Origin of the sequence: Geobacter pickeringii (assembly GCF_000817955.1) — a bacterium.
GTDB lineage: Bacteria > Desulfobacterota > Desulfuromonadia > Geobacterales > Geobacteraceae > Geobacter > Geobacter pickeringii.
The window spans coordinates 2232196-2257392 of record NZ_CP009788.1; the positions used below are offsets into that span (position 1 = coordinate 2232196).

Here is a 25197-nt window from a genome sequence, read left to right on the forward strand (position 1 = left end):
TTCGGAGAGAATGGGATCCGGTCCACCGAAAAAGTGTGTCACACCTGCACCGTGACGGCAAGTCAAACCTGCCCCACCTCGCTACGGGCGCCGCTCCGGCAACGCAGTCAGGATGCCGCGGGCAAAAATCGCGACGTACTGCTGGACCAGTTCTTCGTCTTTCTCGGGGGAATGGCTGATGAGGTCCTCGGTTGCCATGGTGCTGAGGAAGAAATAATTGACCATCCCGGCAAGGGCCAGGGCTGCGTTGACGCCGTGGATATCCCGCCGGAACTGCTCCCGCGCCACCCCTTCCTCGATGACTTCCGTGAGGATCCGGATAACGTTGCCGATGGCCGGGGAAACGTGGGTCGGGAAGAACGGGGTGGGATTGGTGAGCTCGCTGGTATAGAACCGCAGGAGATAGGGGTTGTTGCGGTGTCGCTGGATCGTCCACCGGATGTACGCCTCGATCACGGCCAGCGGATCGGCCCCAAGCCGCCGTATTTCGTCGATCTGGTCGAAACAGGCGAACTGTTCCTGCAGAACAGCGGCATACAGCCCCTCCTTGCCGCCGAAATAATAGGAAATCATCGAAATGCTTACCCCGGCAGCCTGAGAGAGCTCCCTGATGCTGACACCGTGCAGCCCCCGTTCGGCGAACAGCCGGGTACCGACCTCCCTCAACTTGCTGCGGCAGTCCGTTTTGGTCATCTTGTTTTCGCCCTTCCCGCGATTTATCTCCCCGAGAGTAGCAAAAACTCCGCGCTAAAGCCAATTTTCTCGGTACGCGGCGGACAATCCCGTTGCACATCAAACATCGTACTGTTATTATGTATTCGAACGAACGTTCGATTTTTACCACATTGTCACGATCGCGTGATTCCCGGGGCGGTCAAAACGCCTCCGATCTCACCCGGTGCGAAACGCACCCACTATAGCGCTGAAGGAGGATGCAGGCAGATGTCGGAATTGCACGCCAGAATCAGGAAAACCAATCTCCGCGAGAGGATCAAAACGGTCGACGAGGTCATTCCGCTGTTCAAAAACGGCATGAACGTCGGCTGGTCGGGATTCACCCCCGCCGGTTACCCCAAAATGGTCCCCATCGCCCTGGCCGATCACGTGGAAAAAAACGGATTGCAGGGGAAGCTGAAGTTCAATCTCTTCGTCGGCGCCTCCGTCGGTGCCGAAACCGAAGACCGCTGGGCCTCCCTCGACATGATCGACCGCCGCTGGCCCTACCAGACCGGCAAGAACATCCAGGCGGGCATCAACGAAGGGCGGATCCGCATGGGTGACAAGCACCTCTCCATGTTCGCCCAGGACCTGGGGTACGGCTTCTACACCAAGGAAAACGGCGGGCAGCTCGACATCGCCATCATCGAATGCTCCGCCATCACCGAAAACGGCGGGCTGGTGCTGACCGCCTCCTGTGGCGCGGTGCCGGAGATCGTGCAGATTGCGGACCGGATCATCATCGAGATCAACACCTCGATCCCAAGCTTCGAGGGGCTCCACGACATTATCGAGCCGATCAACCCGCCCAACCGCCTCCCCTACCTCATCAGCCGGGTTGACGACCGGGCCGGCTCCCCGTACGTCCGGGTCGACACGGACAAAATCATCGCCATCATCGAGTCGAACCGCCCCGACAACGGCCGCTCCTTCAGCGAGCAGGACGACACCTCCGAGGCGATCGCCAACAACATCATCGACTTCTTCTCCCATGAGGTGAAGGCGGGGCGACTGCCGAAGAGTCTCCTCCCGCTCCAGTCCGGCGTCGGCTCCATTGCCAACGCGGTCATCGGCGGCCTGGCCAAGGGACCGTTCTCGGGCCTCAAGGTCTGGACCGAGGTGCTGCAGGACACCATGCTCGACTTCTTCGATTCCGGGAAGCTCGATTTTGCCTCGACGGTCTCCCTCTCCTTCTCGGTCGATGGGTTCAAGCGCTTTTACGGCGACTGGGAGAAGTACAGCGACAAAGTCCTGATGCGTCCCCTCTCCATCGCCAACCACCCGGAGCCGATCCGCCGCCTCGGGTGCATCGCCATGAACACCCCCATCGAGTTCGACATCTACGCCCACGCCAACTCAACGCTGGTGGGGGGGACGAGGATGATCAACGGCATCGGCGGCTCCGGCGACTTCCTGCGCAACGCCTACCTCTCCATCATGCACACCCCGTCGGCCCGGCCGACCAAGAGCGATCCGACCGGCATCACCTGTGTCGTTCCGCATGTGCCGCACGTGGACCACACCGAGCATGACCTGGACGTGCTGGTTACGGAACAGGGGTTGGCCGACCTGCGGGGTCTCGACCCGAAAAACCGCGCCCAGCTCATTATCGACCGGTGCGCCCATCCGGAGTACAAACCGCTGCTCCAGGAGTATTTCGACATGGCGAAGAAAGAGTGCCTGGCCCGCAAAGCCGGCCATGAGCCGCAAATGCTCGAACGGGTCTTCAAGATGCAGGTCAACCTGGCCAAGAACGGCACCATGAAGATCGACAGCTGGGATATCTGATGGCGGGATTCATCGTGAACACTGCTTTCATCAATCACAACGAAGGAGATAACGATGCGTGATTCCGATCTGCTGCCCCGGTATTTCATCAGCACGGCACTGCAGGCGATGGAGCAGGCCCACGCCCAAAATCACGACATACGGGTGGCATCGCACATCTCGCGGGCCATCGCCGCACTGCATGACCTGATGCATCAGGCGTCAGCACCGCGGGGAACGAACAACGCCCCCTATGACCCCCACGAGATGGATGAGTTCAATTCGGCCGTCTGACGCACCAAGGAAAGCTAAAACAGTAGAAACAAAAGCGAGGTATCCGGCCTCATCGGCCTGATACCCCGTCGTGTAAAAACGTCAGCTCCGGCCGCCGGCGAAAGTACCTGCGAAAGCCGGAGCTGACTGGTTGTAATCGTCAGTTATTTCTTTGTAGCGAAAGAATGACGCTAATCAGGTAGAAAAACGATACCGCCGACTTTGCTGTTTAATTATGAACCGGCGACAGCGGTTATTATTGCACCACCAACCAATACCGAAAACATTTATCTATCTGATATTGAAGGCTATTTTATCCGGGCAAATTAAATGCAGTAATCCAGGTATTCAACTACTGGAGGACTGAAATGAACCGATTTGTATTAATTCTGGTAGCGCTGGTAGCGCTCGCAGTTCCCGGATGGGCCGCCCAGGAAAAGTGCCTCACCTGCCACCAGGGGATCGAAAAGATCGCCGACGGACCGGTGATGGGGAAGCTTTCCTGCACCGGCTGCCACAAGGGAAACCCTGACGCAGCCGACAAGCAGCAAGCCCACGCCGGCATGTACGCCAACCCGGGCGACCTGCGGGTCGCGGCAAAGACCTGTGGCACCTGCCATCCGAAAGACCTGGAGAACGCCATGAGGTCCCTCCACGCCACGAGCGCAGGGAAGATCAGCGGCACCCGCTACGCCTGGGGAGCCCAGGGGCGCGAGGGAATCTACGCCAACCAAGCGGTGGGAAATCCCGGCGCAAAGAAAGGAGTAAAGGCCCTCAAAGGACTCCCTTCCTATGACCCGAAGAAGCCCGAAGGCCCGGATAATTCACCGGCTGACGACTACTTGCGCAACCAGTGCCTCCGCTGCCACATCTGGAATGGCGGTGCCCAGCAGGATGGCGACTACCGGGCCTCCGGCTGCGCGGCCTGCCACGTCCTCTACTCAGACGCCGGTGTTTATGAAGGAAACGACAAGGCTATCACGAAGGGAGAAAAAGGACGTCCCCGTTTCCACCGGATCACCACCAGGATCCCGGTCGATCAATGCCTCCACTGTCACAACCGGGGGGCCGGACCGGGGTGAGCTACATCGGCGACATGGAGAGCGACGGCTACGGCACCCCCTACACCGCCAGCGGCGGCAAGCAGGGGAAACTGCACGGCAAGAACTATACGGAACGGTCGGGGCTGCGACTTTGGCAGATGCGCGCCGGGAACTGTCGCGGTCATCCTTCGACCTGGTGCTTCTCGATCTCCGCCTCCCGGACGGCTCCGGGATCGACCTCCTTGCCGAGCTGGGTATCCCCGATGCGCCACCGGTCATCGTGATCACCGCCTTTCCCGAGGTGCAGACCGCGGTCCGGGCGCTCAAGCTGGGGGCACAGGACTACATCAACAAGCCGTTCGATCTGGACGAGCTGCTCCTCGTTGTGAACCGGACCCTGGAGACGCGGGAGCTGCGGCAGGAGGTCGCTTCCTTCCGTGAAGGGCAGAAGGAGCACCTGCGCCGCTCCCTCGACCGCATCACCGGCAACTCCCCCCCCCTTGCTAGGCTCAAGCGCGAGATCGACCTGGTGGCCGCCTCGGACGCCACAACCGCTCTGATCCTCGGCGAAAGCGGTGTCGGCAAGGAGTTGGTGGCCGAGGCGATCCATTACCGGAGCGGCCGTTGCGAAGGGCCGTTGGTCAAGGTGAACTGCGCCGCCATCCCGGCAACGCTCCTGGAAAGCGAGCTCTTCGGCCACGAAAAAGGGGCCTTCACCAACGCCCGCGCCGCCAGGAAGGGGGTATTCGAGCTGGCCCACCGGGGAACTCTTTTCCTCGACGAAATCGCCGAAATGGACGAGCGGCTCCAGACGAGGCTCCTCCGGGTGCTGGAGGACCGCACCATCACGCGGGTCGGGGGAAACAGGGCAATTGCCGTTGATGTGCGGATCATCGCCGCTACCAACCGTGACCTTCCGGCCCGAATCGGTGTCGGTCAGTTTCGTGAGGACCTCTACTACCGCCTCAATGTCTTCCCCCTCGTCATCCCGCCGTTGCGGGAACGACCAGAGGACATACCGCCGCTGGCTGAGCTGTTCCTTCGTGAGTTCATGGCCCGCGCTCCCGGTAAGTCGTGCCGCCTGACCGATGGGGCGCGGCGGAAGCTCCTCTCCTACCACTGGCCCGGAAACGTAAGGGAGTTGAGAAACGTCATGGAGCGGACCGTCCTCCTCCATCCGGGTGGCGATATTACCGCCGCGGACCTCTCCCTCGGAAGCAGGCCGACCGCAATGCCCCTTGGCGACATGCAGGTAACGACCTTGGCAGAGGTGGAACGGGAGCATATCCTCCTCATCTACCGGCAGACAGGGGGAAACAAGACACAGACCGCCGATCTTCTCGGGATCAACCGCCTCACCCTGCGCCGCAAGCTAAAGGAGTTCGGCATAGAGTAAGGAGCCCCGGATATGAAAAACCCCCTCCGGAAAATCGCACACCTGCCCGGACGGCTGGGCAGAGTATACGAGTCCCTATCTCCTGCAGCACGCCTACCCCGGCAAACTGGTTCCCGTGGGGAGAAGAGGCGTTCGAGGATGTGGAGATCGCCTCCTCCCTGAACGAAAACTATTGTGTGAGCGCCCCGGTGCAGCTGGACCCTTCACCAGCGGTGCAGCAGTAGCAATGCTGGGACAGACGAATCTTCTTTCCGCTCATCACAACTCCATCAAGATCAGAAAGCGTCACCGCGGAACCGTCGTCTGCTGTTATTGGCAGTCCGAGCGCCTGATTAAAGTCGCAGTTATAAACTATTCCTCGCCAGTCAACGCTTACCAGGGTGCGGCACATGATATTCCCGGCGGCATCGGGATTAAAACGGTTGGCGAGTTTGCGCAGATAATCGGTGTATGAGCCATCGGCCTCAAGATGCTCTTTGAACCTCCCTATCGGGGCGTTGGTGATGGTGAAGAGGTGATTGAAAATGATACTGTGCCGGGCTCTGAGTTCAGCCTTGTAGGCCTCTTCCAGTTCCATCTGTGGGCCGGGGATGTAGTTCCCGCCGGGGTTATACACGAGGTTCAACTCCAGTTCTGTTCCATAACCAAGCGCTTTCAGTTTTTTCAGTACCTCAATGCTCTTGTGATACACGCCACTGCCGCGCTGACGATCCACGTTCTCCTCCAGATAACAGGGGAGCGAGCCGACAACGACCAACTCTTGTTCACGGCAGAAATCAGGTAGCCATTGCCACCCGTTTTCAGCCATGATGACCAGGTTACTGCGCAGCATGCGGCGACTGGCTAACCCGGCAGTCTGTTCGATCAGGAAACGAAAATGCGGATTCATTTCCGGGCATCCGCCCGTAATATCCAGAATGAGCTGAGGATGCCGGGAGAGATATTCGACGATCTGCGACATGACCTCTTTTCCCATGATCTCCTTGCCTCGGGAAGACGCATCGACGTGACAGTGCGTGCAGTGCAGGTTGCAGATGGTGCCCAGGTTAACCTGTAAGGTCTGCAGGCTCTCAAAGTTTTCAAATTCGGAATTGACCGATTGCAGCCGGTCCTGAAATGCAGGGATCATTCTCACCTCTACCATTAGTAATGTTGTCTCGCCAGAAGGTCCGGAAGATCCGTTTCTCCTTGACAGACAGCCTCCAAAGCTTGCTGGTTGGGTATCGCTTTTATCAATTATCCCCGCGTCCTGTCCTTGAATTTGCTGTACAGTGCCGGGATCAAGGCAAACAGCCCCAACAGAGCGAACGACCCGACCACACGCGGCGAAGCGATGCCTGACAGCGATTCGATGGTCGCCAGACTGGCTCCCGCGTTCACGTAGACGAACCCACCGGGGATGATCCCGACCATCGTTCCGAAGAAAAACGTCCGCAACGGCAACCGGGTCAGTCCTGCCGCCAGATTTATCAGGAAAAACGGAAATACGGGCACCAGCCGCAGAAACAGCAGATAGTTGAAACCGCGGTTTTCCAGTTCCTTGTTGATCCCTTCCAGTTTGCCGCCGAATTTGTTCAGCACGGCATCGCGCAGCAGATACCGGGCGACCAGAAAGGCAAGGGTGGCACCGAGGGTAGCGGCGATGTTCGCATAGACGGTGCCCATGATGGAACCGAAGATGGCGCCTGACGCCAGCGACAGGACCGCTGCGCCGGGAAGCGACAGAGTGGTCTGGACGATGTAAACCGCCATGAACCCGGCCACGGTGGCGACCCGATGGGCGGCGTAGTAGTCCATGAGCGCCTGCCGGTTTGCCTTGAGCGCCTCAAGGGTCAGAAAACGCTGCAGGTCGAACCAGAAAAACAGGCCAATGCCCATAATGCCGGCAAGGGTTATTAGCATCTTTTTCGTGTTCACGGCCCTTTTCCTTTCGCATTATGGCTCAACTTCCGGAGCAGCGCGATGACTGTCATCCCTGCAAAGATCGCCAGTATCGGCCCGCATTTCGGGCAGGTGATGGTGGATTCAGTCAAGAAGTCCATATTGATGCTCCTGTGATGGCGCTATTTTCGCTGCCACCGCAGCCAGCTACCCAGCACCCTCTTCACAAGCGGCGTCAACCGCGTCCGATTATAGGCATCCGCCAACCGCTTGATGACCTCTGCCTGGGTCGGATAGGGATGGATGGTTCTGCCGATGGCCGAAATCCCCAGACCGTTGGTGATGGCCAGCGAAAACTCGTTGATCATCTCTCCCGCGTGGCGGGCGACAATGGTGGCGCCGAGGATCTTGTCCGTCCCCTTGCGCAGATGAACGCGGGTGAATCCCTCCGCTTCGCCGTCGAGCACCGCCCGATCGATGTCGGCGAGCGGAACGGTCAGCGTCACCACCTCGATCCCCTTCTCCTGTGCGTCCTTTTCGTACATCCCCACATGGGCGATCTCCGGATCGGTGTAGGTACACCAGGGGATAGTCAGGGCTGATGTCTTCTGCCGCCCCATGAACAGGGCATTGGCAATCAGCATGCGGGCCAGGGCATCGGCCGTGTGGGTGAACTTGTACGGGAAGCAGATGTCACCGGCAGCGTAAACGCGCGGATTCGTGGTCCTGAGCAGCTCGTTTACCCTGACCCCCTGTTTTGGATCATAAACAATCCCCGCCGCTTCCAGGTTGAGTCCCTCAACGTTCGGTGCCCGACCGATGCCGACCAGTATTTCATCGACGCTCAGTTCCAAGGTGCGTCCATCCTGCTCCACCTGAATAACCTTGTCGTTCCCTTTGCGACTCACCTGGAGAATCCTGGCCTGCAGGCAGAGTTCAACCCCGTCCCTGACCATGGCTTGCCGGACGGTTTCGGCGGCGTCGGCATCTTCCCGCGAGAGGAGCTGCGCTACGTATTCGATGACGGTAACCTTGCTTCCGAATCGGGCAAAGGCCTGGGCAAGTTCACAGCCGATGGGCCCCCCGCCAATGACGGCAAGACGTGGCGGCAGTTCGGTCAGGGAAAATATCGTCTCGTTGGTGAGATACCCGACCTCGGCAATCCCCGGAATGGGAGGGACGCTGGCCCGCGCCCCGGTACATACGGCCGCCCGTTTGAAACAGAGCTTCTTTCCTTCCACTTCGACACAATCGGGACCGGAAAAGTGCCCCTCACCGATGAAGACATCCACCCCCAACTCGTCCCGGAAACGGCGGGCCGAGTCGTGGGAGCTGATCTCGGCACGCAGACGACGCATCCGCTCCATGACGGCTCCGAAATCAATGCTGATCCCGTCAGTATGTCGCACACCGAACGCACCTCCGGCCCGGGCATCGAAAATCGCCCGTGAGGCACGGATCACCCCCTTTGAGGGAACGCACCCCACGTTCAGACAGTCTCCACCCATAAGGTGACGCTCGATGAGGGCCACCTTCGCCCCCAACCCGGCGGCACCCGCGGCAGTGACCAGCCCGGCCGTGCCGGCGCCGATAACCACCAGGTTGTAGCGACCGATTGGCTCGGGGTTGACCCAGTCCGGCGGGTGAACATTGGCGACCAGTGTAGTGTTGTAGACGTCGTGCGGAAGCACATCAGGAATTATCGACATGGCCGCCACCTCCTCAATGCGCACTTTTCAGGTCGTTGCATTCCAATTGGAATCCGGGCAATCAAGTCGATTAATAGCACCGATGTTGTACGCATTCACCCAGAAGGCGACCTTTTCTTGTCGCGTCGTCGATCAAATCCCCTAAAAATCGATCTCCACCTGCAGCGAATCGAGAAATTTGTTAAAGGCCGTGAAAAGCTCCATGACGCCAAGGGCCTCAATGATCTCCGCATCCGTGGCTCCCGTCCGGCGCAGAGTTGCGAATTCCTCGTCCGATACCCTGAGTGGCGAGAAATTCGCTTTGCGGGCAAAGGCGATAAGAGCTTTCTCCTTTTCGCTGAAGTCGGCCTTGTCAAGATCATCCTCAATGGTCCTGATCTCGTTTGCGGAAACTCCCAGAGACCGTAAGGCACCAGTGTGAGCAGCCACGCAGTACGCACAGCTGTTGTCTCTGGAAACGAGAACGGCAATGGCCTGCTTGGTTTTCTGACTCAAGCTCCCCTCTGCCATGACACTCTTTACTTTGTTCCAGTTGGCCCGGAGCAGAGGAAGATGATGGGCGTACGTCTTGAACAGATTCGGCACCATACCGAAGGTCCCCTCTACTTCCGCAAAAATTGCCATTACTTCAGGCTCAACGGTACCTGCTTCGACAGACGCTATCCTTGCCATCTTCCCGTTCTCCTTTACCGGTTAGAATGAAAAAACCTACACTTGCAGATCAAGAGTGATCCTTAACGCGTCCAGACACTCCCGCATGGGACGTTCATCTTTTTTCAGTCGTGACATCATGATTCCACCTTCAACGGTGGCAATAATATGCTTTGCCAATGCGTCGTACCTGATATCGGTTCTGATCTGCCCTCTTTTCTGGGCTTCCGTTACTACTGACGCGACCCTGCTGATCCACTCATCAAAAACCTGGTCGATCATTCCGGCAAATTCCGGATCAGAGTCCCCCATCTCAAGGGCTGTATTGCCAAAGATGCAGCCTCCGACAAAGCCCGTAGCCAGATGTTTATCCAGCGCGCAACGGAAGAAATTATCTATACTGGCACCGGGATTATCACCTCCAAGCGCTCTGCCGAGAAACGCCATAAACTGGTCAGACGCATCCTTCAAAACTTCACATGCAATTGCCTCCTTTCCTGGAAAATGAAAGTAGATGCTTCCTTTCTGCATACCCGTGGCTGCAACCAGATCATTAATGGAAGTTGCGGTGAATCCCTTGACATTGAAGAGTTCACGCGCGGCCTCAAGAATTTTTGCTCGAGTCATTTCACCTTTGGTTTTCATAATGGCACCCTCAAAAAACCGACCGTTCGTTTTATTCTTCCATCTATTTCCTGATTGTCAAGGAGGACTATTCCGGTCGACTGACATTTCGACTACCGTTGCGGTGTGCCGCCTCCGGTCGAGGACTTAGAGCCTCAACAAGACCCGAAATGAGAGGGAGCTAAATGGAATGCGCGGTATACACCCCAGAAAAGGCCGATTGGAGACCCTGGAATCGGCTTCACCGACGACAATACGACTCTTTCACCAGCCGCGGCACGAGCACGAGTCTCGGAGCTACGTTCGAGGAAGCCGTATCCAAGATATTTGGATTGACATTGCATAGCGAGCTATGTATTTTTACATAGCTCGCTATCTTTTTTGGAGGAACCATGGAAACCAAAGTGGATAAAGATCTGTGTTACAAGCTGCATTATCTGGCCAGGCTGCTTATCGTCGAATTAAATGAAAAAATGAAACCGTACGGAGTATCGCAGGGACAACTTCCCGTACTTTGCTGCCTGGGGGAGCAAGGAGGACAGACGCAAACCGAGCTTTGTGAAAAAGTTCAGGTGGAACAACCCACTATGGCGAATACCTTGCGGCGCATGGAAAGGGACGGCCTCATCACACGAACAGCATGTGATCAGGACAAACGCCAATCCCGCATCTACCTGACTGAGGAAACCCGGCCGTCAGTTACCGCACTGCAGGAAAAGCGGGATGAAGTGATCGCCCAGATGACTTTGGAAATGTCACCAGAAGAACAGGAAATTCTTCACCGGCTCATTGACAGGGCAATAGATGCTTTGAAGAATCCGGAGCACAACAAATAAACAGAGGAGAAGAGGAATGAAATGCTATGACATTGTCGTTATAGGCGGCGGCCCAGGCGGGATAAATACGTCATTTTTGATGAAACAACAGGGAAAAACGGTAGCGCTGATTCAGGATGAACAGGAAAGCCTGGGGGGGACCTGCCTGAATCGAGGTTGCATGCCCACCAAGTCTCTGCTGAAGGCTGCCACGGCCTACCGCTACGCCAAGGAGGGGGCAAAATACGGCCTGAACTTCTCGGTCCCTCCGATTGATTTAAACCGGGTTTGTGCGGTGACCGATGAAGATCTCGACAAACTCCGTGCAGGTATTCAGGGGATGATTGACGGAGCTGAAATTTCCGTATTCCGCGGCCAAGGGTCATTTCAGTCGCCCCATGAAATACTCATCACCAAAGCAGACGGCGGCACCGAACTGATAGCTGGCGAGCAAATCGTCGTCGCCACCGGCTCACAACCGGTTGAACTCCCGTTTGCGCCTTTCGATGGGGAGTACATCCTGTCGAGTGACCAGATGTTGAAAAACAAGGTGCTTCCTGAAAAGCTGTTGATTGTAGGCGGAGGTGCATTGGGCTGCGAGTTTGCCACCCTGTACCATACGTTCGGCAGCGAGGTTGTTCTCGTTGAAGCCCAGGAGTCCCTACTGCCGCGGGAGGACAGAGAGGCCGGTCAAAAGCTTCAGGAGTCCTTTGAAGCACAGGGGATCAGAGTAAAGACCGGAACCGCGATCGAGCAGTTATCGACCGAAAACGGCAAGGTCACCGTGAAATACGGCAACAGCAGGGAAACCGTAACGGTTGACAAGGTACTGGTCGCCATCGGCCGCAAGCCGAATATTGGTGGCCTGAATCTGGAAGCAATTGGTGTAAGGACGGTACGGGGTGCTATCAGCGTAAACGCATTCACACAGACAAACGTCCCCCATATCTACGCAGTGGGAGACTCTACGGGTGGCTTGATGCTGGCCCATGCGGCAGAAAAGGAAGCCACAGTGCTCGCTCATAACATGCAATTGTCGAATAGCCTCCCGTTAGAGGAATCCACTGTTCCGCGAGTCGCTTTCTGCTCTCCGGAGGTAGCAGCGGTGGGAGTCAACGAAACAAACGCCGGAATCAAGGCATTCACGATGCCCCAGGTGCCGAATGGCCGATCAGTGGTCGACAAGGTCGACCCCGCATTCGTCAAGCTGTTTGTCGAGGAAGATTCGAACATCGTAGTCGGAGCGGTCATTATCGGAGAAGCGGCAACAGAGATGATTCACGAATTGGCATTGGCCGTGGAAAACCGCCTGACCGTGGGACAGATTGGCAAGGCGGTACATGTCCATCCGACACATTCGAAAAATATCGCATTGGCAGTGCGTCATTTAAACTAAAACAGCGGACATGACCTTCCCCCCATCATTCAGCCATTTGGAAGTTAGTGATTTGGCCTTGTTGGGGTAAAGAGTTGGCAAATTCTTCCGGCGTCAAATTGTTCAGCGAACTGTGCGGCCGGAATGTGTTGTAGTCCTTGCGCCATGCTTCGATCTTTTTTCTCGCGTCGTACAAGTCAATGAATACGTTCTCGTTGAGGCATTCCTCGCGCAGTTTGCCGTTGAAGCTTTCAATATAAGCGTTCTGTACCGGTTTCCCCGGCTGAATGAAGCGCAACCTTACTTTTTTCTCGTAAGCCCAGGCATCCATTGCCCTGCTTATGAATTCCGGACCGTTATCCACGGTGATGACCTTGGGCAGGCCACGGGTCGAAGCTAGTCGGTCCAGAACACGTGTGACCCGCAACCCCGGCAGAGAGTGATCCACCTCCAGTGCCGGGCATTCCTTGGTCAGGTCGTCTACGATGGTCAGCACACGGAACCGCCTGCCGTTCCACAGACTGTCGGAGACAAAGTCCATTGACCAGTGCTCGTTTGCCTGCTGCGGCCAATCCAGCACAACTCGAAGATGGCTGAGGCGTTTCTTCCGCTTCTTGCCACGTAGCGACAGCCCTTCTTCACGATAGAGCCGTTCTATCCGCTTGTGATTCACCTGGTGTCCTTCTCGTTGAAGCAGGACATGCAATCGCGGAGAACCGAATTTTCGCCGCTGCTCTGCCAGTTCTCGCAGTCTTATACGCAGTTCAGTATTCTTGTCCGGTTTCGGCTGGTACCGAAAACTGCTCCGGTCAAGGCACGACAGCTTACAGGCCCGCCGCTCGCTGATGGAGTAGGATTGCCGCAGGTACTCCACAACGTGCCGTCGTGCAGCGGGTGCTACCACTTTTTTGAGACGACGTCTTTGAGAATCTTGTTGTCAAGCAGGGCCTCGGCAAGCATCTGCTTGAGCTTGCGATTCTCGTCTTCAAGCTGTTTAAGGCGTTTGGCGTCGGAGACATCCATCCCGCCATACTTCTTGCGCCAAGTGTAGAAGGTGGCATCGCTGACGCCGTGCATTCGGCAGAGGTCTACGACCTTCATGCCAGCTTCTGCCTGCTTCAGGATGCCAATGATCTGTTCTTCAGTGAATCGCTTTGCTTTCATGTCTAGTCTCCTTCGGAAGGTTCTAGACCGAAATCACTAAGCTTGCAATGGTTCAGTTTCTGGGGGGAAGGTCAAGGGTGAGGCCATTCAGCGGAAACTTTAGTAATCGGTTGAGGCCTCGTATGCCAGTACCTGATGTTGTGAGCACACCGTCCAATGAGCCATATCGCAAAAATGGCAAACGATGCAATGCTTACCTTTAAAAGGATTGGAATGACTCCCGATACGACAAGAGAGATAACTGCAACCGAAAGGGTCCAACGGGCAACGGAAGTATTGGTCCGGACCTCGTCATTACAGGTATTCAAGTTTTGAGTCGTAGTAGTCATTGAAAGCCTCCTTTATTAATAACGGCGCGTAATTATGGACCAAACACCTTCCGCAGTACGTTGGCCACGTTCACAGCACTACTGAAGAATACCGCGACGGCATGTCCGACATCGGAAGCGATGCTACCAACACCAATAGGCCGTTCCTCCTCAGTTTTTGCCTCATCTCCAGCAACAGCCTTCTGGTCCTGCCCCTCTGCTGGTTCTGCCGGCTTCAGATCCTTGACAACATCCAGTTTCGTACTGGAATCAAGGGAAGGAGCAGATATTTTCGCGTAAAATTTATTAAGCCCCACCGGCTCGGCAGCTATGGCGGCCTGCGCAACCAAGATCGTAACCAGGGCACTAAGCAACCTTCTCCTCACGCTATCCCTCCTCCTACCCAGCCTTAACAGCAATCAGATGCATAAAATGGCTGATTGTTCCTGAAAGGATTCATATAACCTTATTTATTTTACACTTTATACGTGCATTTGCAAACACAATGCTCTTTTTGAGTGGTGGTAGCCGTAAAATATTGTTTGTTATAGTTTCGCGATGGAAAATGCCATAATAACGAGCAAAGAAATAGGGCTAGCCATCAGGAGGCGCCGAAAGGAATTGGGAATTAGCCAGGAACGGCTAGCAGAGATCCTTGAGGTTTCGTATCAGCAAATTCAACGCTATGAAAATGGCACGAACAAGTTAAATATTGAGAATATTCAGGTAATTGCTCGCGCGCTTTCTGTTCCGATTACATTCTTTCTTAGAACCGACATACAGGCTATGGGGGCTAGTACAGCTTCCCTCCCTTCCGATGAGAAGACTCTACTCGAAATTTTCACCAAAATTTCAAGTACTGAAGACAAGCGTTTGGTTATAGCCTTGGCTCAACTGGCCGCGAGGAAACGTTAATACGATCCGATTTCACAAAAAAGGGGGGTGGGAATCAAAAGATTCCCACCCCCCTTTTTTCGTCGGTGAGTTTCGAACAGGGCCCGTAAGGCTCCAGTCCCACTCACATCAATTGGTGTCATAAAATGCCGATTGACAGCCTATACCCGGCATGACCCGTTAAATGCACATTTTGTTACCAACACTAGACATCTCGTTCTGTTAGTTCCCTTCCAATATTATTATCTTGGAATGTAATAAGCAATCTTTCGCGGGTCGGAATGCCCTTTGTCTTCAATTATTTCTTCGTTGCTCCAGCCTTGAGCCTTCAGGTGTTGCGCGTCCCAGTGCCGGTCGGCATGGGAATGGAGCAGATTTTCCTTCGTCCCGCCGCACTTCTGTTGGGCATCGCCGTACCGATCACGCCCTTCCTTTAATGTGTATCTGTCGGGAATGATCGACATGTGTTGTTTGTGCTCTGCCTTGTGGTCCAGGATATAATTCCTTACTCGGTCAACAGCGGCCCTGCGTGCACCATTGAAGATTTCGGCAGCACGATTGCGACCCCCTTTAGCGCCCTGCACGATAAGATACTCCTTGCCGTCCTGTACCAATTCAAGGCGGTCGCGGAAGGTGGGACCGTAGCGTTCGGTCAGTTGTCGGACCGTGACTGGCTGCAGAGGGCCGCACTTATGCGTGGCAAAATACTTGCCGTCTACTTTTGTGAGGACATCCTGCGATCTGATCCGCTCCTGCTCGCGCAGGCCAAACGCCAACCCCAACTCGGCGGCGGCGCCGATCCACTCAGCCTTCTCTTCCATGCGGGACTGAAAAGCAGCCCGTTCAACTTTCCAGTCCTCAGGGAACGCAATAGGACGTTCGAGATCCTTGCGGGAGACCCTGAGGCCATAGGAGGCGTAGTCCCGCAGCATGTGCTCCTTGCCGACCACGACTAACACCTTCCTGAATTGACCCAGTATATCTTTTACGGACTTGTCCGTGAGCGGCCGACCAGTGTGTTCAGATACATACCTGTTCTGAAGAAAATCGACGAAACGGTCGACGTGGGGCATCTTCATGCCATTGCCGGCAAAGCTCTTCAGCCCCTCGTATTTGCGCATGTATTCTCCAGCTCTATCCAGAGCTTCGTGGAATTTTTTTGCCGTTCCCTCGGCCATCGTGTGTTTACTACTAGACATATACTCGGCGCGAAACTCCGCCTGTGGTGTCCTGTAGACCTTACCTGAAGGCCCGCCTGGTTTCGGAGGCGGCACAACAGTCTGTGCCGAGTGTACCTTTCCATCCTTGCCGCGAATCCTTACCTTTACTTTCGCCATGTTACACCTCCTTTTCCGTGGGATATCAGGGCAGATGACCCAGGCCCAGCGCCCATGTAGATGGGCGTTCGGCTCACATCACCTCTTTCGATATCGTAGAGTGGTATGCAAAATCCCCTTCAGGACCCCTTAGTTACTCACCCAGCGGTGAGACCTCGGGCACGGTGAGACGCCCTCTCAAGCGTCGAGTCTTTTGACCCCGTGATTGCCGCTCCCCTTTAACCCAAGTCGGATAGGGGCCGTATTTCTACGGCGCGCGTGTTACAGGCGGACAGTGAGGATTCTCCGGGCGCAGTTCCCGAGCTCATCATTCCGGTGGTGGAAATCATTGCTTCGGACAATCGCGGCTCTTTGTGAACGGCTCGTAAAAGCCCGTCAGTGGCCGCCTCGCCCCCGGCGCTCTTTCCCTTCGCAGTCAGGAACAGCGCTTCGGGTATGCCGAAATTTCGCCTCCGATCGGCATGTTGCTGGCGCCAAGGGCTTATATGTAATCACCAACGCTGTTCCTTGCCGGCTCCGGTGAAAGAGCGCCGGGTCCCGGCTCGCTCAAAGCTGACGGTGTTAGTGTCGATTAAAGTAGAAGGTGGAGTGGGAGGAAGTCCGAAAGGGCGGAACCGGAACCGATTCCCAGCTTGACGCAATCTATCGCGCCAACAATCCGCTTTGGTGAGGGGGTTTGCAAGACAAGTGAACTACTGCTCGGGACTACGGCACGCTTCCGTACCCACTTGGCATCAAGTCCAACTGAATCGACCCACGCGGATCAGACCAAGGGCATGCATTACCCCGTAGCGGTCTTAATCCATTTTTATTCAGGCTCTTGTTCTCAGTATGATTGGAGAGAAAAATGGAGAGAGGACACCGGTAGGGTGAGTGTTTGCGGCACAGGGACACACCGACAAATTGGCGTGTATGCGTGACGGGAGAGTGGACCCGCTAGGTTCGTCGAAGACAAGACCTGGCGAGGATAGATCCAACCAAGCTACCATCCAGCGGGAACAAGGGAGTGAAAAAGCAGCCATGGATGGTTGGATACCTGCCAAATGTTCCATTGTTCCAGAAACCGGTGACCAGGACCGGTGTGTCCTCCGCCTGAAAGGCCGAGGAGTGCCCACGAATGGACAAGTAGTATTTATCATATCGGCGCCACGGACGAAAACTTGAGTGAAAAATGCAAAATATTTTTCGCCTCAATTTCACCCTACCTACGGCAAGCGCTTCCAACTTCTTAAAGACAGTCACCTCGTTTCGTTTCGGGCCAACACCGTCAATCTCTCTGTTTACGCTACTTCGTGCGGTTTTGTCTGCCCGGTTTGTCATTTTCTCGGTAGGAGCTGTATTCCCCGCGATGAGGACCGACCGATGAGTACCCGGACACTTCTCACTATCGAATCTTTTGCGGAAAAGCTGGGGATCAGCCGTTCAACGGCCTATTCCTGGCTTGCCGACGGGAAGCTTGTCGTCGGCCGCCACGTGGTCCGGATCGGCCGAGTGGTGCGCGTTGTGTGGGATGATGATCTCCTTGCCCATCTGCTGGCCATTTCCGTTGACGAGGCCGAAGAGTTGCGCCCTCAATGCAAGCGCAACGGCAAGGGAGGGCGCAACCGGCTCGCCATTGATCCCAATCTGCTGGAAAGCCTCTGATAATCGGGCTATACTTCTTCCTGGACGGATACCACAAGGGAAGGAGGTTCGAAAGGAGTTGTACCAATGGCAGGAAGCTATGCCGCGCTTAACCGGGAAGTTTTTGACAATCCAAAGAAATACGAAGGACGCATCGCCCGCAAGGGCGGGTCGAAGAAGCTCTATCTCGATTTTTTCTATCACGGAATCCGGATAGAGCGGTCTACCGGGATGGACGATACTCCACTCAACCGAGCGAAAGTCGAAAAGCTGCTTGCTGCGATCCTGGAACAAAAAAAACTTGGCACCCTGGAATTCGCCAAGCTCTTTCCCGGGGCAAGCGAGGAGGAAAAGGCCTTCCATACCCGGCTGGAGCATCGCGAATATGCTCCTGACGCGCGGGGTATTACCTTTGGCGACTATGTGACGAGGTGGTACGGGACCATCTGGCCCAATTTCCCCTCCCACACCAAACGGGAGGATTACCGCAGCGCCATCGACTACTGGCTCCTCCCCTACTTCGGCCAGAAGTCGTTTTTCCACATCACGGGCATCGAGATGCAGAAGTTTCTGGCCACCCTGAAGCACCGGGCAGGGCCGAAAGTGGGGGAACCGCTCTCCCGCGCAAGGGTGGTCAATGTGCTGCAGGTGTTCAAGACCATCTGGAACGATGCCGTCGAGGAGCACCGGTGGACCCTGACCGACCCGTGCCGGTCGCTGAAAAAGCATCTCCCCAAGAAAAGGAAGAAGGTGGTCGAGGTCTTCCGCTTCCACGAGTGGGGGGCCATCATCGAGGCGATGGAGCTGTACTACCGGCCGGTGGCAAAACTGATGGTTCTGACCGGGATGATTGCCTCGGAGCTTGCCGCCCTCAAGAAGACCCACATCCGGGACGGTTTCCTGTACGTGGAGCAATCCATCGTCCGGGGCGAGGAGTCGGATTCCCTGAAAACCGAATACCGACAGCGGCGCATTCCCCTCACCAGGGCCATCACTGGAATTCTGGAACAGGCGACGACAATTGCCACGGGGGAATATCTCTTCACGATGGAGAACGGGGCGACCTTCACCGCCGAAAAATTCCAGCGCCGGGTCTGGACCAGGGCACTAGCCAAGGCAGGAGTCAAGTACCGAAAACCCTACACGACCCGTCATACCTTTGCGGCGTGGGCTCTTGCCATCAGGACTGACCAGAACCGGGTGGTGAACCTCATGGGGCATGCGAGCAAACAAATGATTTACGAGGTGTACGGCAGGTATGTTGAGGGGCTGGAAAAGGACCGGCTGAAGATTCTCGCCTACTTCGGCAGGGACTTCAAACGAGGCAGCTAGAGAAAAACCCCGGCCACCTGCGAAAGTTCCTGCGAAAGCCGGGAAAGAAAAAAAGGAATCCCAAAGGATTCCTTTTAGTTAGCTGGAGCGGGAAACGGGATTCGAACCCGCGACCTTCAGCTTGGGAAGCTGACACTCTACCACTGAGTTATTCCCGCTCAATTGAGAAGAACTATTTAGCCCATGGGCTCTTCCGTTGTCAACTGTTTTTTCCTGAGAAACGCGACGGCGGCATCCCGGTTGCAAACAAGTCCCATGGTCTGACTCTCGCGGAGCATTTCGAGTGCTGCGCCCACGGCCTTCCCGCGTGGAATGTGGAGGAGGGATATGATTTCATCGCCGTTGAGGAGCAGAGCTTTTCCCCGGGGGATGTATGATTCCATCCAGTAAGTGACGAATTCCCTACAGAGGCGCTCTGCGATGAGGCCATTCGCAAGGGCCAGCAGCGGCAACTCGGGGCCACCCGGCTCCCGTTCGTCGAAAAAACGGTACCGCTTGCGGAGGTAGTGATCATCTTCCGTCTCGCGAAATGCTGCTGTGTCAAGTCGGCAGAATATCTTCAGCAGGGCCTGGGCAGCCTTGCCGTGTTTCAACCGCCCGCTCGCCGTCTCCGGCTCGATGCCGAGACAGGAAAGCCACGAGGCGAGTTTCATGAGGGCAAGCCGTGTGATGCCCTGCTGGATCTCGCCTGACAGTCGCTCACTCACCGTACACGCATGGTCGCCGAGCAGCGCATCGAGGGAACTGCTCAGTACTTCGAGGCGGGTGATGCGCTCGCTCCCCTCCTGTAGCACCACATGAGTCGGCTGGCCCTCTTTCCACGGAACGATTGAACCGAAAACGCCGGCAACCGCCATTTCCTGCAGCATCCGCCCGGCACCGTCAGGCTGCAGGGCCTGGAACAGCTCATCCCTGATCCGCTCACCCGAGACATTGCTCAGATACGCGGCATGGGTGGGAATAGCGGCACGCGTCGCGTCATCAATGGGAAAACCGAGCACGGCGGCGAAGCGAAAGGCCCGCACGAGACGCAGGGGATCGTCGGCAAAGGCGCGGTCGGCGCACATCCTGACAATCCGGCGATGGATGTCGGTTTCCCCCTCGAGTGGATCAAGGAGCACGATCTCTGTGGCGAGGGAAACAGCGAGGGAATTGATGGTAAAGTCCCGTAGCGTCAAGTCTTCGACGATTCCCGTCCCTCGCAGCGGTGCGAAGTCGAAGGTGGCGGCATCCGGCAGGTTCCGGGTGATGACCCGGGCGTGCCCCCGCTCCTCGTCGAGCCAGAAGAAGCTTCCATGCGTGCGCTCGGCAAAGTCCCGGGGTATTTCCCTCCACCCGCCGGACAGGGCGATGTCGATATCGCGCCCTTCCCGGCCGAGGAAAAGGTCACGCAGGCAACCTCCCACCACGTAGGCATCCACGCCGCGGGCAGTCGCCAACTCGCGGACGAGGGGCAATCCACGTCCGCTGAGAAATTTCGCAAGATCGGGCTTCATGGAGCAAGCTTATCGCCATCCCCGGGGGCGGGCAACAAAAAAGCCCGCACAGGGCGGGCTTTCGCTTGAATCATGTCTCATGGGGGGTCAGACCGCAACTCCCTTTTTCATGGTCATCAGCATCTTTTCAGCAACATCACTCGCCTTGACCTGATACTCACCAGAAGCAATCTGTGCCTTCAGCGTCTCCACTCGTTCGACGCGAATATCCGGAAGCTTCTGGAGGGCCTCATTGGCTTTGGCGAACCGTTCCACATTGCGGGAGAGTTCGACGGTGTCTCCCTTGGCGCCGGCGTCCACTCCAAACTTCTTAGAAGACGCAGCCGCATCACCCTTACCGGGACCGACAACTGAAGCTAACGTTTTATCGTCGATTTTCATGGCGCTCACAGCCTCCATGGCCTCCGTGCTGTTTTCTATTTATACACTATATCGTCACGACTCGAAAAAAACTTTAGAAAAAAATGACACGGGGCAAAAAAAATTTCACTCAAACCCCCCATTTCGGGTCAATTTACCGACACGATTCAGCTCTCCCCAAGTGATGTGCCCATCCCCTCGCCGGTCAGCAGTGTGCTAACTGGTTAAATTATCGGGATTGACTGTCTTGACGTTTGCCGCTAGAGTGAAATGAGCTTAACACCATCACGAGCCGGACAGACATTACCACCATGGGAACTTTTAACAACCTCCATTCTGCATCCTACCTCGCTCCCACCCCCCGTGCGTCGAGCGAAGAGGTTCGTTCGACACGGCGCCGGGTGCTGCGTGATGCGGCGCTCCGTTCCCTCCTGGAAGCGCTGCCCGATTATGTGCTTATCCTGAACCACGAACGCCAGGTAGTGGCTGCCAACAGCCGGTTGCTCAGCGCCTTTGACCTGGAGGATATCGAAAAGATCATCGGCAAGCGCCCCGGCGAGGTTCTGGGCTGCATCTTTTCGTCGAGAGGTCCGGCCGGATGCGGAACTTCCCCCAATTGCCAAGCCTGCGGTGCCTTCATCTCGATTCTCGAGAGCCAGCAACTGAGGGAGCAGAATTGCCAGGAATGCCGGATCACCCTGAATCGAGAGGGAAGCAGGGTCTCCCTTGATCTGGAGGTGATCTCGAATCCGGCCCAGGTCGACGGCCTCCCCCTGACGGTCTGCATCATCCGCGACATCAGCGACCAGAAGCGCCGAAACGTTCTGGAACGGGTCTTCTTTCACGATGTAATCAATACTGCCGGGGGGATTCACGGCATCGCCTCGATGCTCGCCCAAAGCGACGGGCTCCCGCGCGACAAGGAACTGCAGTACAAGGAGTGGATGGTTCAACTCTCGAACCGACTGATCGACGAGATCAATCATCAGCGGAAACTGCTGGCGGCGGAGCGGGGTGAGTTCAAACCCGATCCCGGCATGGTGGATGTGCCGGAGTTGCTGCGGGAAGTGCATGCGCTTTACGTGAACCATGACATTGCCGACGGGCGCATGCTCATTATCGGCCCAACCTCCGACTGTCTCCTGGTGAGCGACGCCGCGATCCTGCGGAGGATACTGGGGAACCTGGTGAAAAACGCCCTGGAAGCGTCAGCGCGGGGAGAAACCGTGACGCTGGCGGGGGCCGATCATGGCGAGACGGTTACGTTCACCGTTCACAACCCGGGAGTCATGTCGCCGGAAGTGCAGCTGCAGGTCTTCCAGCGCTCCTTCAGCACCAAGGAGGGGACGGGACGGGGGATCGGCACCTATAGCGTGAAACTGTTCGGCGAGCGGTACCTGAAGGGAACGGTCGGCTTCACAAGCCGTGAGCCGGACGGGACCACCTTCTTCATCTCGACCCCGAAGCACTTCGCCTGACGAGCCTCACCCCGCGCGGCCGGCATCGAGCCGCCTGAAGTACTCCCCGCGACACCAGTTCTCCACCGCTACCATCGCCCGAAACGCCTCGCCGAAATCATCCTCACCCACGGTAAACACCCCATGGCCGTAGACGATCGCCCTGCGCGGCCCCGCAATGACAGGGGGTACCCGCTTCGCCAGCCCGCCGGCGCCGATCTCGCCCGCCACCACCGGGGTGTCGCCAAGGAACCGGACCTTGTCGCAATCTTTCCAGCAGTCGGTTACCGGACAGTGCCGGTCCTCGCACTCCATGCTCATGATGACGGCGAACTTCGGATGTCCGTGGAGAATGGCCGCCCCCCCGAAAGTTCGTAGATGCGCCGATGCGCCAGCAGTTCGCTGGAGGCGGTGATGCCAAAGGTGGAGGAGTTGTCCGTCGGCACCGGATCGATGCAGCCGTCGAGGGCATCGAGGCTGGCGGCGGTCTGGGAGATGTAGATTTCCTCGCCGGAGCAGTATGAAATGTTGCCGAAAAACGAGTCCACCAGTCCCCGCTCCACCGTGTAGCGGCCAACGGCGGCGATTTCCGCCAGTATCTCGCCGCGGCCGGAGAGCGGCCCCTTTCGGAAAGCGAGCCCCTCGGAAGTCAGGGGGTGGAGCCAATGCTTTCTGAATTCGGCGAATGCCTCTTCTTCGCCGGCGATGACAAACCCGTGGTGGAACAGGTCCTGAAGATATTTGACAAAGGTGGAGTGGAAGACCGACGAGTAATTGATGTAGGCCTGCTCCACAGTGAGGGCGCCGCTCGCCACGATCCCGATTCCCTCGACGACCACCCCTTTCCGGTTGCCGAGAAGCTTCGCAATGACGGCTGCCGGGTCGTCTCCCAGCTCCTGCCGGCGCACGAACGGAATATCGTGGAGAAAGGTGCGGGTCTCCGTATCGCGGGGGACGATGCACCACTCCCCCACCGGCGCCCGTGCCACGAGGAAGTCGGCAAAGGGGAGTGACGGACGGGCCACCACCATGCCGAGACAGGTGAGCTGGCGGAGCAGGTCGCCGGCGAGTTGCGCCAGCCGGGGAGTGCCGCCGGAGATGATGACATCGTCCTGGGCGGCAATGGCGATCTCCCCCGGCAGGGCCGAACGGTCGGTGACAAGCTTATCGATAAAACGGACAATATGATCATGCATATACTTACCTAAGTACTACCTCACCATATATCATGGCTGTTTTGCGAGGAAATCCGGATCGGCAAAGATCCCGTTCGGCGTGAGTCCCCGGATACGGTAGTACTTCTGGAGCTCTTCGGCGAAGCGCGGCCGATCGACGGGGAGGATCTCGATCCCCTCGCCGCTGGAGCCGGCCTCGACAAAAAACCGTTCCGGCAGGATGTCGTCCTTCGCGTCGAAGCCGTTGACGCAGTTGTAGAACCGCTCGGTGAGATAGATGCGGCGGCCGATTTCCTTCAGCGACTGGGGCGAATAATCGATGCCGGTGGTGGCTGCCAGGAGTTCGGCATACTCTTCCAACGTGGCACCGAAGAACGAGAACTTGCACGCCACCAGCGAATCGATGGCGGCGTTGGTGTCCTCGGCGATGGCAATGATCCGCGCCTTGCCCGAGAAGGAGAAGCGGTCGGTGGCGATCGGCTTGCGCAGGATTTCATGGGAAACGGGATAGGCCCGCAGGTGGCACCCTCCCCGGTTGCTCGTGCAGTAGGCGAGCGCCATGCCGTAGGCGCCGCGGGGATCGTAGGCGGGGAGCTCGAGCCCCTTGACGCTCATGGAGAGCTCGGGACGTCCCAAGGCCTCTGTCACCCGGCGGGAGCCGAGCGCCAGAAGGTCGCCGTCGCCGCGGCGGAAGGCGATGTCAGCAAGAAGCCGCTGCACCTCGTCCCCGTCCGGGAAGCGCCCCCGTGCCTCACCCCAGGCGGAAAGGGTGGCGGCGGCCGAAATGGTATCGATGCCGAGCTCGTTGCAGAGGGTGTTCGACTTCACGATGGCGGCAAGGCTCGCGATGCCGTTCAGGGCGCCGAAATGGGAGACGGTCTCGTACTCGGGGAGGTGCTCACCCTGGGGGGTGCTCTTCTTGCACTGGATGGGACAGCCGTAGCAGCCGTCCTTCCTCGCCTGGTACTCGCGCCGGATGGCTGGTCCCGAGTAGTTGCCGGACGCCTCGAAGACGGTGCCGCGAAAATTCTCGGTTGGGGCCATCCGACGCTGGCGCATGAGATCCACCAGCGCCGGCGTGCCGTACTCGGCAATCCCGAGCTCGCCGAATATGACGGGGGAAGCCCGAAACAGGCGCATCACATCCTGCCGCGCCGTGTCGAAGCGCTGACGGTCAGCAATGCCAGTGGTTCCGTCACCATCGACGACCACCCCCTTCAGCCCCTTGGCTCCCATGACCGCCCCGAGGCCGCCCCGCCCCACCGAGTTCCCCTCCCCCATCATGATGTTGGCGAAGAGGACGCCATGCTCGCCGGCCGGCCCGATGGCCGTCACACTCCCCCGCTCGGCCAGGGCGGCGACGGTTTCGTGGACAGTCCTCCCCCAGAGGTTCGGAACATCGAGAATCTCGGCGCCAGCCGGTGTCACGGCGATGGCAACGGGGGTCGCGCTGCGGCCGGTGACAACCAGGGCATCGAGCCCCGCGGCCTTGAGGCGCCAGGCGAAGCGCCCCCCCGCGGAACAGTCGTAGATGGTCCCCGTGAGTGGCGAGCGCGAGACGACCGTCAGGCGTGCCGCCGTGGGGGCCTGCGTACCGCAGAGGGGGCCGACGGAGAAGATGAGGGGCATCTCGGGAGCCAGCGGATCGAGGTGATGGCACCCCCGCATGAGGCGCACCCCGAGCCCCCTCCCCCCGAGATAGGCATGAAGCAGGTCGGCGGGGAGCTTTTCCCGCCAGCTCCGCCGCCGCGCCAGATCAACGTATTGGATGATTCCCGTCCAGCCAGACATATACTTACC

At 57.4% G+C, this 25197-nt stretch carries 22 protein-coding genes, 1 tRNA gene and 1 pseudogene; 10 read left to right on the forward strand and 14 right to left on the reverse strand.

Translation table 11 applies throughout. The features are described 5' to 3' along the window. Window positions 1-81 precede the first annotated feature (81 nt). Window positions 82-693 carry a TetR/AcrR family transcriptional regulator gene (locus GPICK_RS10035; protein ID WP_039742786.1) on the reverse strand — a complete coding sequence of 204 codons (612 nt, stop codon included), beginning with the start codon at window positions 691-693 and terminating at the stop codon, window positions 82-84. 249 nt (window positions 694-942) lie between these two features. On the opposite strand from GPICK_RS10035, the gene GPICK_RS10040 reads away from it, so the two are divergent. From GPICK_RS10040 to GPICK_RS10055, 4 genes are all read left to right on the forward strand, one after another. Next, the gene (locus GPICK_RS10040) at window positions 943-2505 is read left to right on the forward strand and encodes an acetyl-CoA hydrolase/transferase C-terminal domain-containing protein (protein ID WP_039742788.1); all 1563 of its coding nucleotides are present in this window, start codon (window positions 943-945) and stop codon (window positions 2503-2505) included. A gap of 54 nt (window positions 2506-2559) precedes the next feature. Next, window positions 2560-2778, forward strand: coding sequence for a hypothetical protein (locus GPICK_RS10045; RefSeq protein ID WP_039742790.1), 219 nt, complete (start codon window positions 2560-2562; stop codon window positions 2776-2778). A 347-nt stretch (window positions 2779-3125) separates the two neighbouring features. Beyond that, complete coding sequence (locus GPICK_RS17830) at window positions 3126-3839, forward strand: hypothetical protein (protein WP_039742793.1); 714 nt, start codon at window positions 3126-3128, stop codon at window positions 3837-3839. Window positions 3840-3951: 112 nt separating this feature from the next. Continuing rightward, window positions 3952-5196 (forward strand): sigma-54-dependent transcriptional regulator, encoded by a 1245-nt coding sequence (locus tag GPICK_RS10055; RefSeq protein ID WP_052263394.1) that lies wholly within the window; start codon window positions 3952-3954, stop codon window positions 5194-5196. Between the two features lie 169 nt (window positions 5197-5365). On the opposite strand, the gene arsS is transcribed toward GPICK_RS10055, so the two are convergent. The 5 genes from arsS to GPICK_RS10080 form a co-directional block, all read right to left on the reverse strand. Next, the gene (arsS, locus tag GPICK_RS10060) at window positions 5366-6325 is read right to left on the reverse strand and encodes an arsenosugar biosynthesis radical SAM (seleno)protein ArsS (protein WP_039745633.1); all 960 of its coding nucleotides are present in this window, start codon (window positions 6323-6325) and stop codon (window positions 5366-5368) included. Between the two features lie 107 nt (window positions 6326-6432). Continuing rightward, window positions 6433-7113 (reverse strand): TVP38/TMEM64 family protein, encoded by a 681-nt coding sequence (locus tag GPICK_RS10065; protein ID WP_039742794.1) that lies wholly within the window; start codon window positions 7111-7113, stop codon window positions 6433-6435. A gap of 146 nt (window positions 7114-7259) precedes the next feature. Then, the gene (locus tag GPICK_RS10070) at window positions 7260-8786 is read right to left on the reverse strand and encodes a mercuric reductase (RefSeq protein WP_039742797.1); all 1527 of its coding nucleotides are present in this window, start codon (window positions 8784-8786) and stop codon (window positions 7260-7262) included. Window positions 8787-8927: 141 nt separating this feature from the next. Next, window positions 8928-9458, reverse strand: a complete 531-nt coding sequence (locus tag GPICK_RS10075; RefSeq protein WP_039742800.1) for a carboxymuconolactone decarboxylase family protein — start codon at window positions 9456-9458, stop codon at window positions 8928-8930. 36 nt (window positions 9459-9494) lie between these two features. Next, window positions 9495-10082 (reverse strand): TetR/AcrR family transcriptional regulator, encoded by a 588-nt coding sequence (locus tag GPICK_RS10080; RefSeq protein ID WP_039742802.1) that lies wholly within the window; start codon window positions 10080-10082, stop codon window positions 9495-9497. A 371-nt stretch (window positions 10083-10453) separates the two neighbouring features. Between GPICK_RS10080 and GPICK_RS10085 the strand changes: the two genes are divergently transcribed. Both GPICK_RS10085 and lpdA read left to right on the forward strand, forming a co-directional pair. Beyond that, a complete protein-coding gene (locus GPICK_RS10085) occupies window positions 10454-10897 on the forward strand; it encodes a MarR family winged helix-turn-helix transcriptional regulator (protein ID WP_236685534.1) in 444 nt (147 codons plus the stop codon). A 16-nt stretch (window positions 10898-10913) separates the two neighbouring features. Then, window positions 10914-12272, forward strand: coding sequence for a dihydrolipoyl dehydrogenase (lpdA, locus tag GPICK_RS10090; protein ID WP_039742804.1), 1359 nt, complete (start codon window positions 10914-10916; stop codon window positions 12270-12272). A 25-nt stretch (window positions 12273-12297) separates the two neighbouring features. On the opposite strand, the gene GPICK_RS10095 is transcribed toward lpdA, so the two are convergent. Both GPICK_RS10095 and GPICK_RS10105 read right to left on the reverse strand, forming a co-directional pair. Continuing rightward, a protein-coding gene (locus tag GPICK_RS10095) for an IS3 family transposase (protein WP_407920188.1) occupies window positions 12298-13415 on the reverse strand; the annotation gives its coding sequence in 2 pieces (ribosomal slippage) (window positions 12298-13160 and window positions 13160-13415; 1119 coding nt in all). Between the two features lie 361 nt (window positions 13416-13776). Then, complete coding sequence (locus GPICK_RS10105; RefSeq protein ID WP_039742806.1) at window positions 13777-14109, reverse strand: hypothetical protein; 333 nt, start codon at window positions 14107-14109, stop codon at window positions 13777-13779. Between the two features lie 172 nt (window positions 14110-14281). Here GPICK_RS10105 and GPICK_RS10110 point away from each other — a divergent pair, with 172 nt between their 5' ends. Beyond that, on the forward strand, window positions 14282-14638 hold the full coding sequence (locus GPICK_RS10110; RefSeq protein WP_039742808.1) for a helix-turn-helix domain-containing protein: 357 nt from the start codon (window positions 14282-14284) through the stop codon (window positions 14636-14638). A 221-nt stretch (window positions 14639-14859) separates the two neighbouring features. Here the strand turns inward: GPICK_RS10110 and GPICK_RS10115 are convergent, their stop codons facing one another. Then, entirely contained in the window at window positions 14860-15954 is a 1095-nt protein-coding gene (locus GPICK_RS10115; protein WP_039742810.1) for an integrase domain-containing protein, read from the reverse strand. Between the two features lie 1362 nt (window positions 15955-17316). Between GPICK_RS10115 and GPICK_RS10120 the strand changes: the two genes are divergently transcribed. Next, on the forward strand, window positions 17317-17598 hold the full coding sequence (locus GPICK_RS10120) for a helix-turn-helix transcriptional regulator (RefSeq protein ID WP_039742813.1): 282 nt from the start codon (window positions 17317-17319) through the stop codon (window positions 17596-17598). A gap of 66 nt (window positions 17599-17664) precedes the next feature. Continuing rightward, the gene (locus GPICK_RS10125; protein ID WP_052263395.1) at window positions 17665-18909 is read left to right on the forward strand and encodes a tyrosine-type recombinase/integrase; all 1245 of its coding nucleotides are present in this window, start codon (window positions 17665-17667) and stop codon (window positions 18907-18909) included. 83 nt (window positions 18910-18992) lie between these two features. Here the strand turns inward: GPICK_RS10125 and GPICK_RS10130 are convergent. The 3 genes from GPICK_RS10130 to flgM form a co-directional block, all read right to left on the reverse strand. Then, window positions 18993-19067 (reverse strand) — tRNA-Gly (locus tag GPICK_RS10130). Window positions 19068-19085: 18 nt separating this feature from the next. Beyond that, window positions 19086-20405 carry a tRNA nucleotidyltransferase/poly(A) polymerase family protein gene (locus GPICK_RS10135; protein WP_039742816.1) on the reverse strand — a complete coding sequence of 440 codons (1320 nt, stop codon included), beginning with the start codon at window positions 20403-20405 and terminating at the stop codon, window positions 19086-19088. An 87-nt stretch (window positions 20406-20492) separates the two neighbouring features. Continuing rightward, window positions 20493-20786 carry a flagellar biosynthesis anti-sigma factor FlgM gene (flgM, locus tag GPICK_RS10140; RefSeq protein ID WP_039745640.1) on the reverse strand — a complete coding sequence of 98 codons (294 nt, stop codon included), beginning with the start codon at window positions 20784-20786 and terminating at the stop codon, window positions 20493-20495. 290 nt (window positions 20787-21076) lie between these two features. On the opposite strand from flgM, the gene GPICK_RS10145 reads away from it, so the two are divergent. After that, window positions 21077-22243 carry a PAS domain-containing sensor histidine kinase gene (locus GPICK_RS10145; RefSeq protein ID WP_039742820.1) on the forward strand — a complete coding sequence of 389 codons (1167 nt, stop codon included), beginning with the start codon at window positions 21077-21079 and terminating at the stop codon, window positions 22241-22243. A 6-nt stretch (window positions 22244-22249) separates the two neighbouring features. On the opposite strand, the pseudogene GPICK_RS10150 reads toward GPICK_RS10145, so the two are convergent. Together GPICK_RS10150 and GPICK_RS10155 are read right to left on the reverse strand one after the other, a co-directional pair. Next, a pseudogene (locus GPICK_RS10150) lies at window positions 22250-23418 on the reverse strand (class II aldolase/adducin family protein). Window positions 23419-23448: 30 nt separating this feature from the next. After that, window positions 23449-25188: an aldehyde ferredoxin oxidoreductase family protein gene (locus tag GPICK_RS10155; protein WP_039742824.1), complete on the reverse strand. Its 1740-nt coding sequence runs from the start codon at window positions 25186-25188 to the stop codon at window positions 23449-23451. Window positions 25189-25197 lie beyond the last annotated feature (9 nt).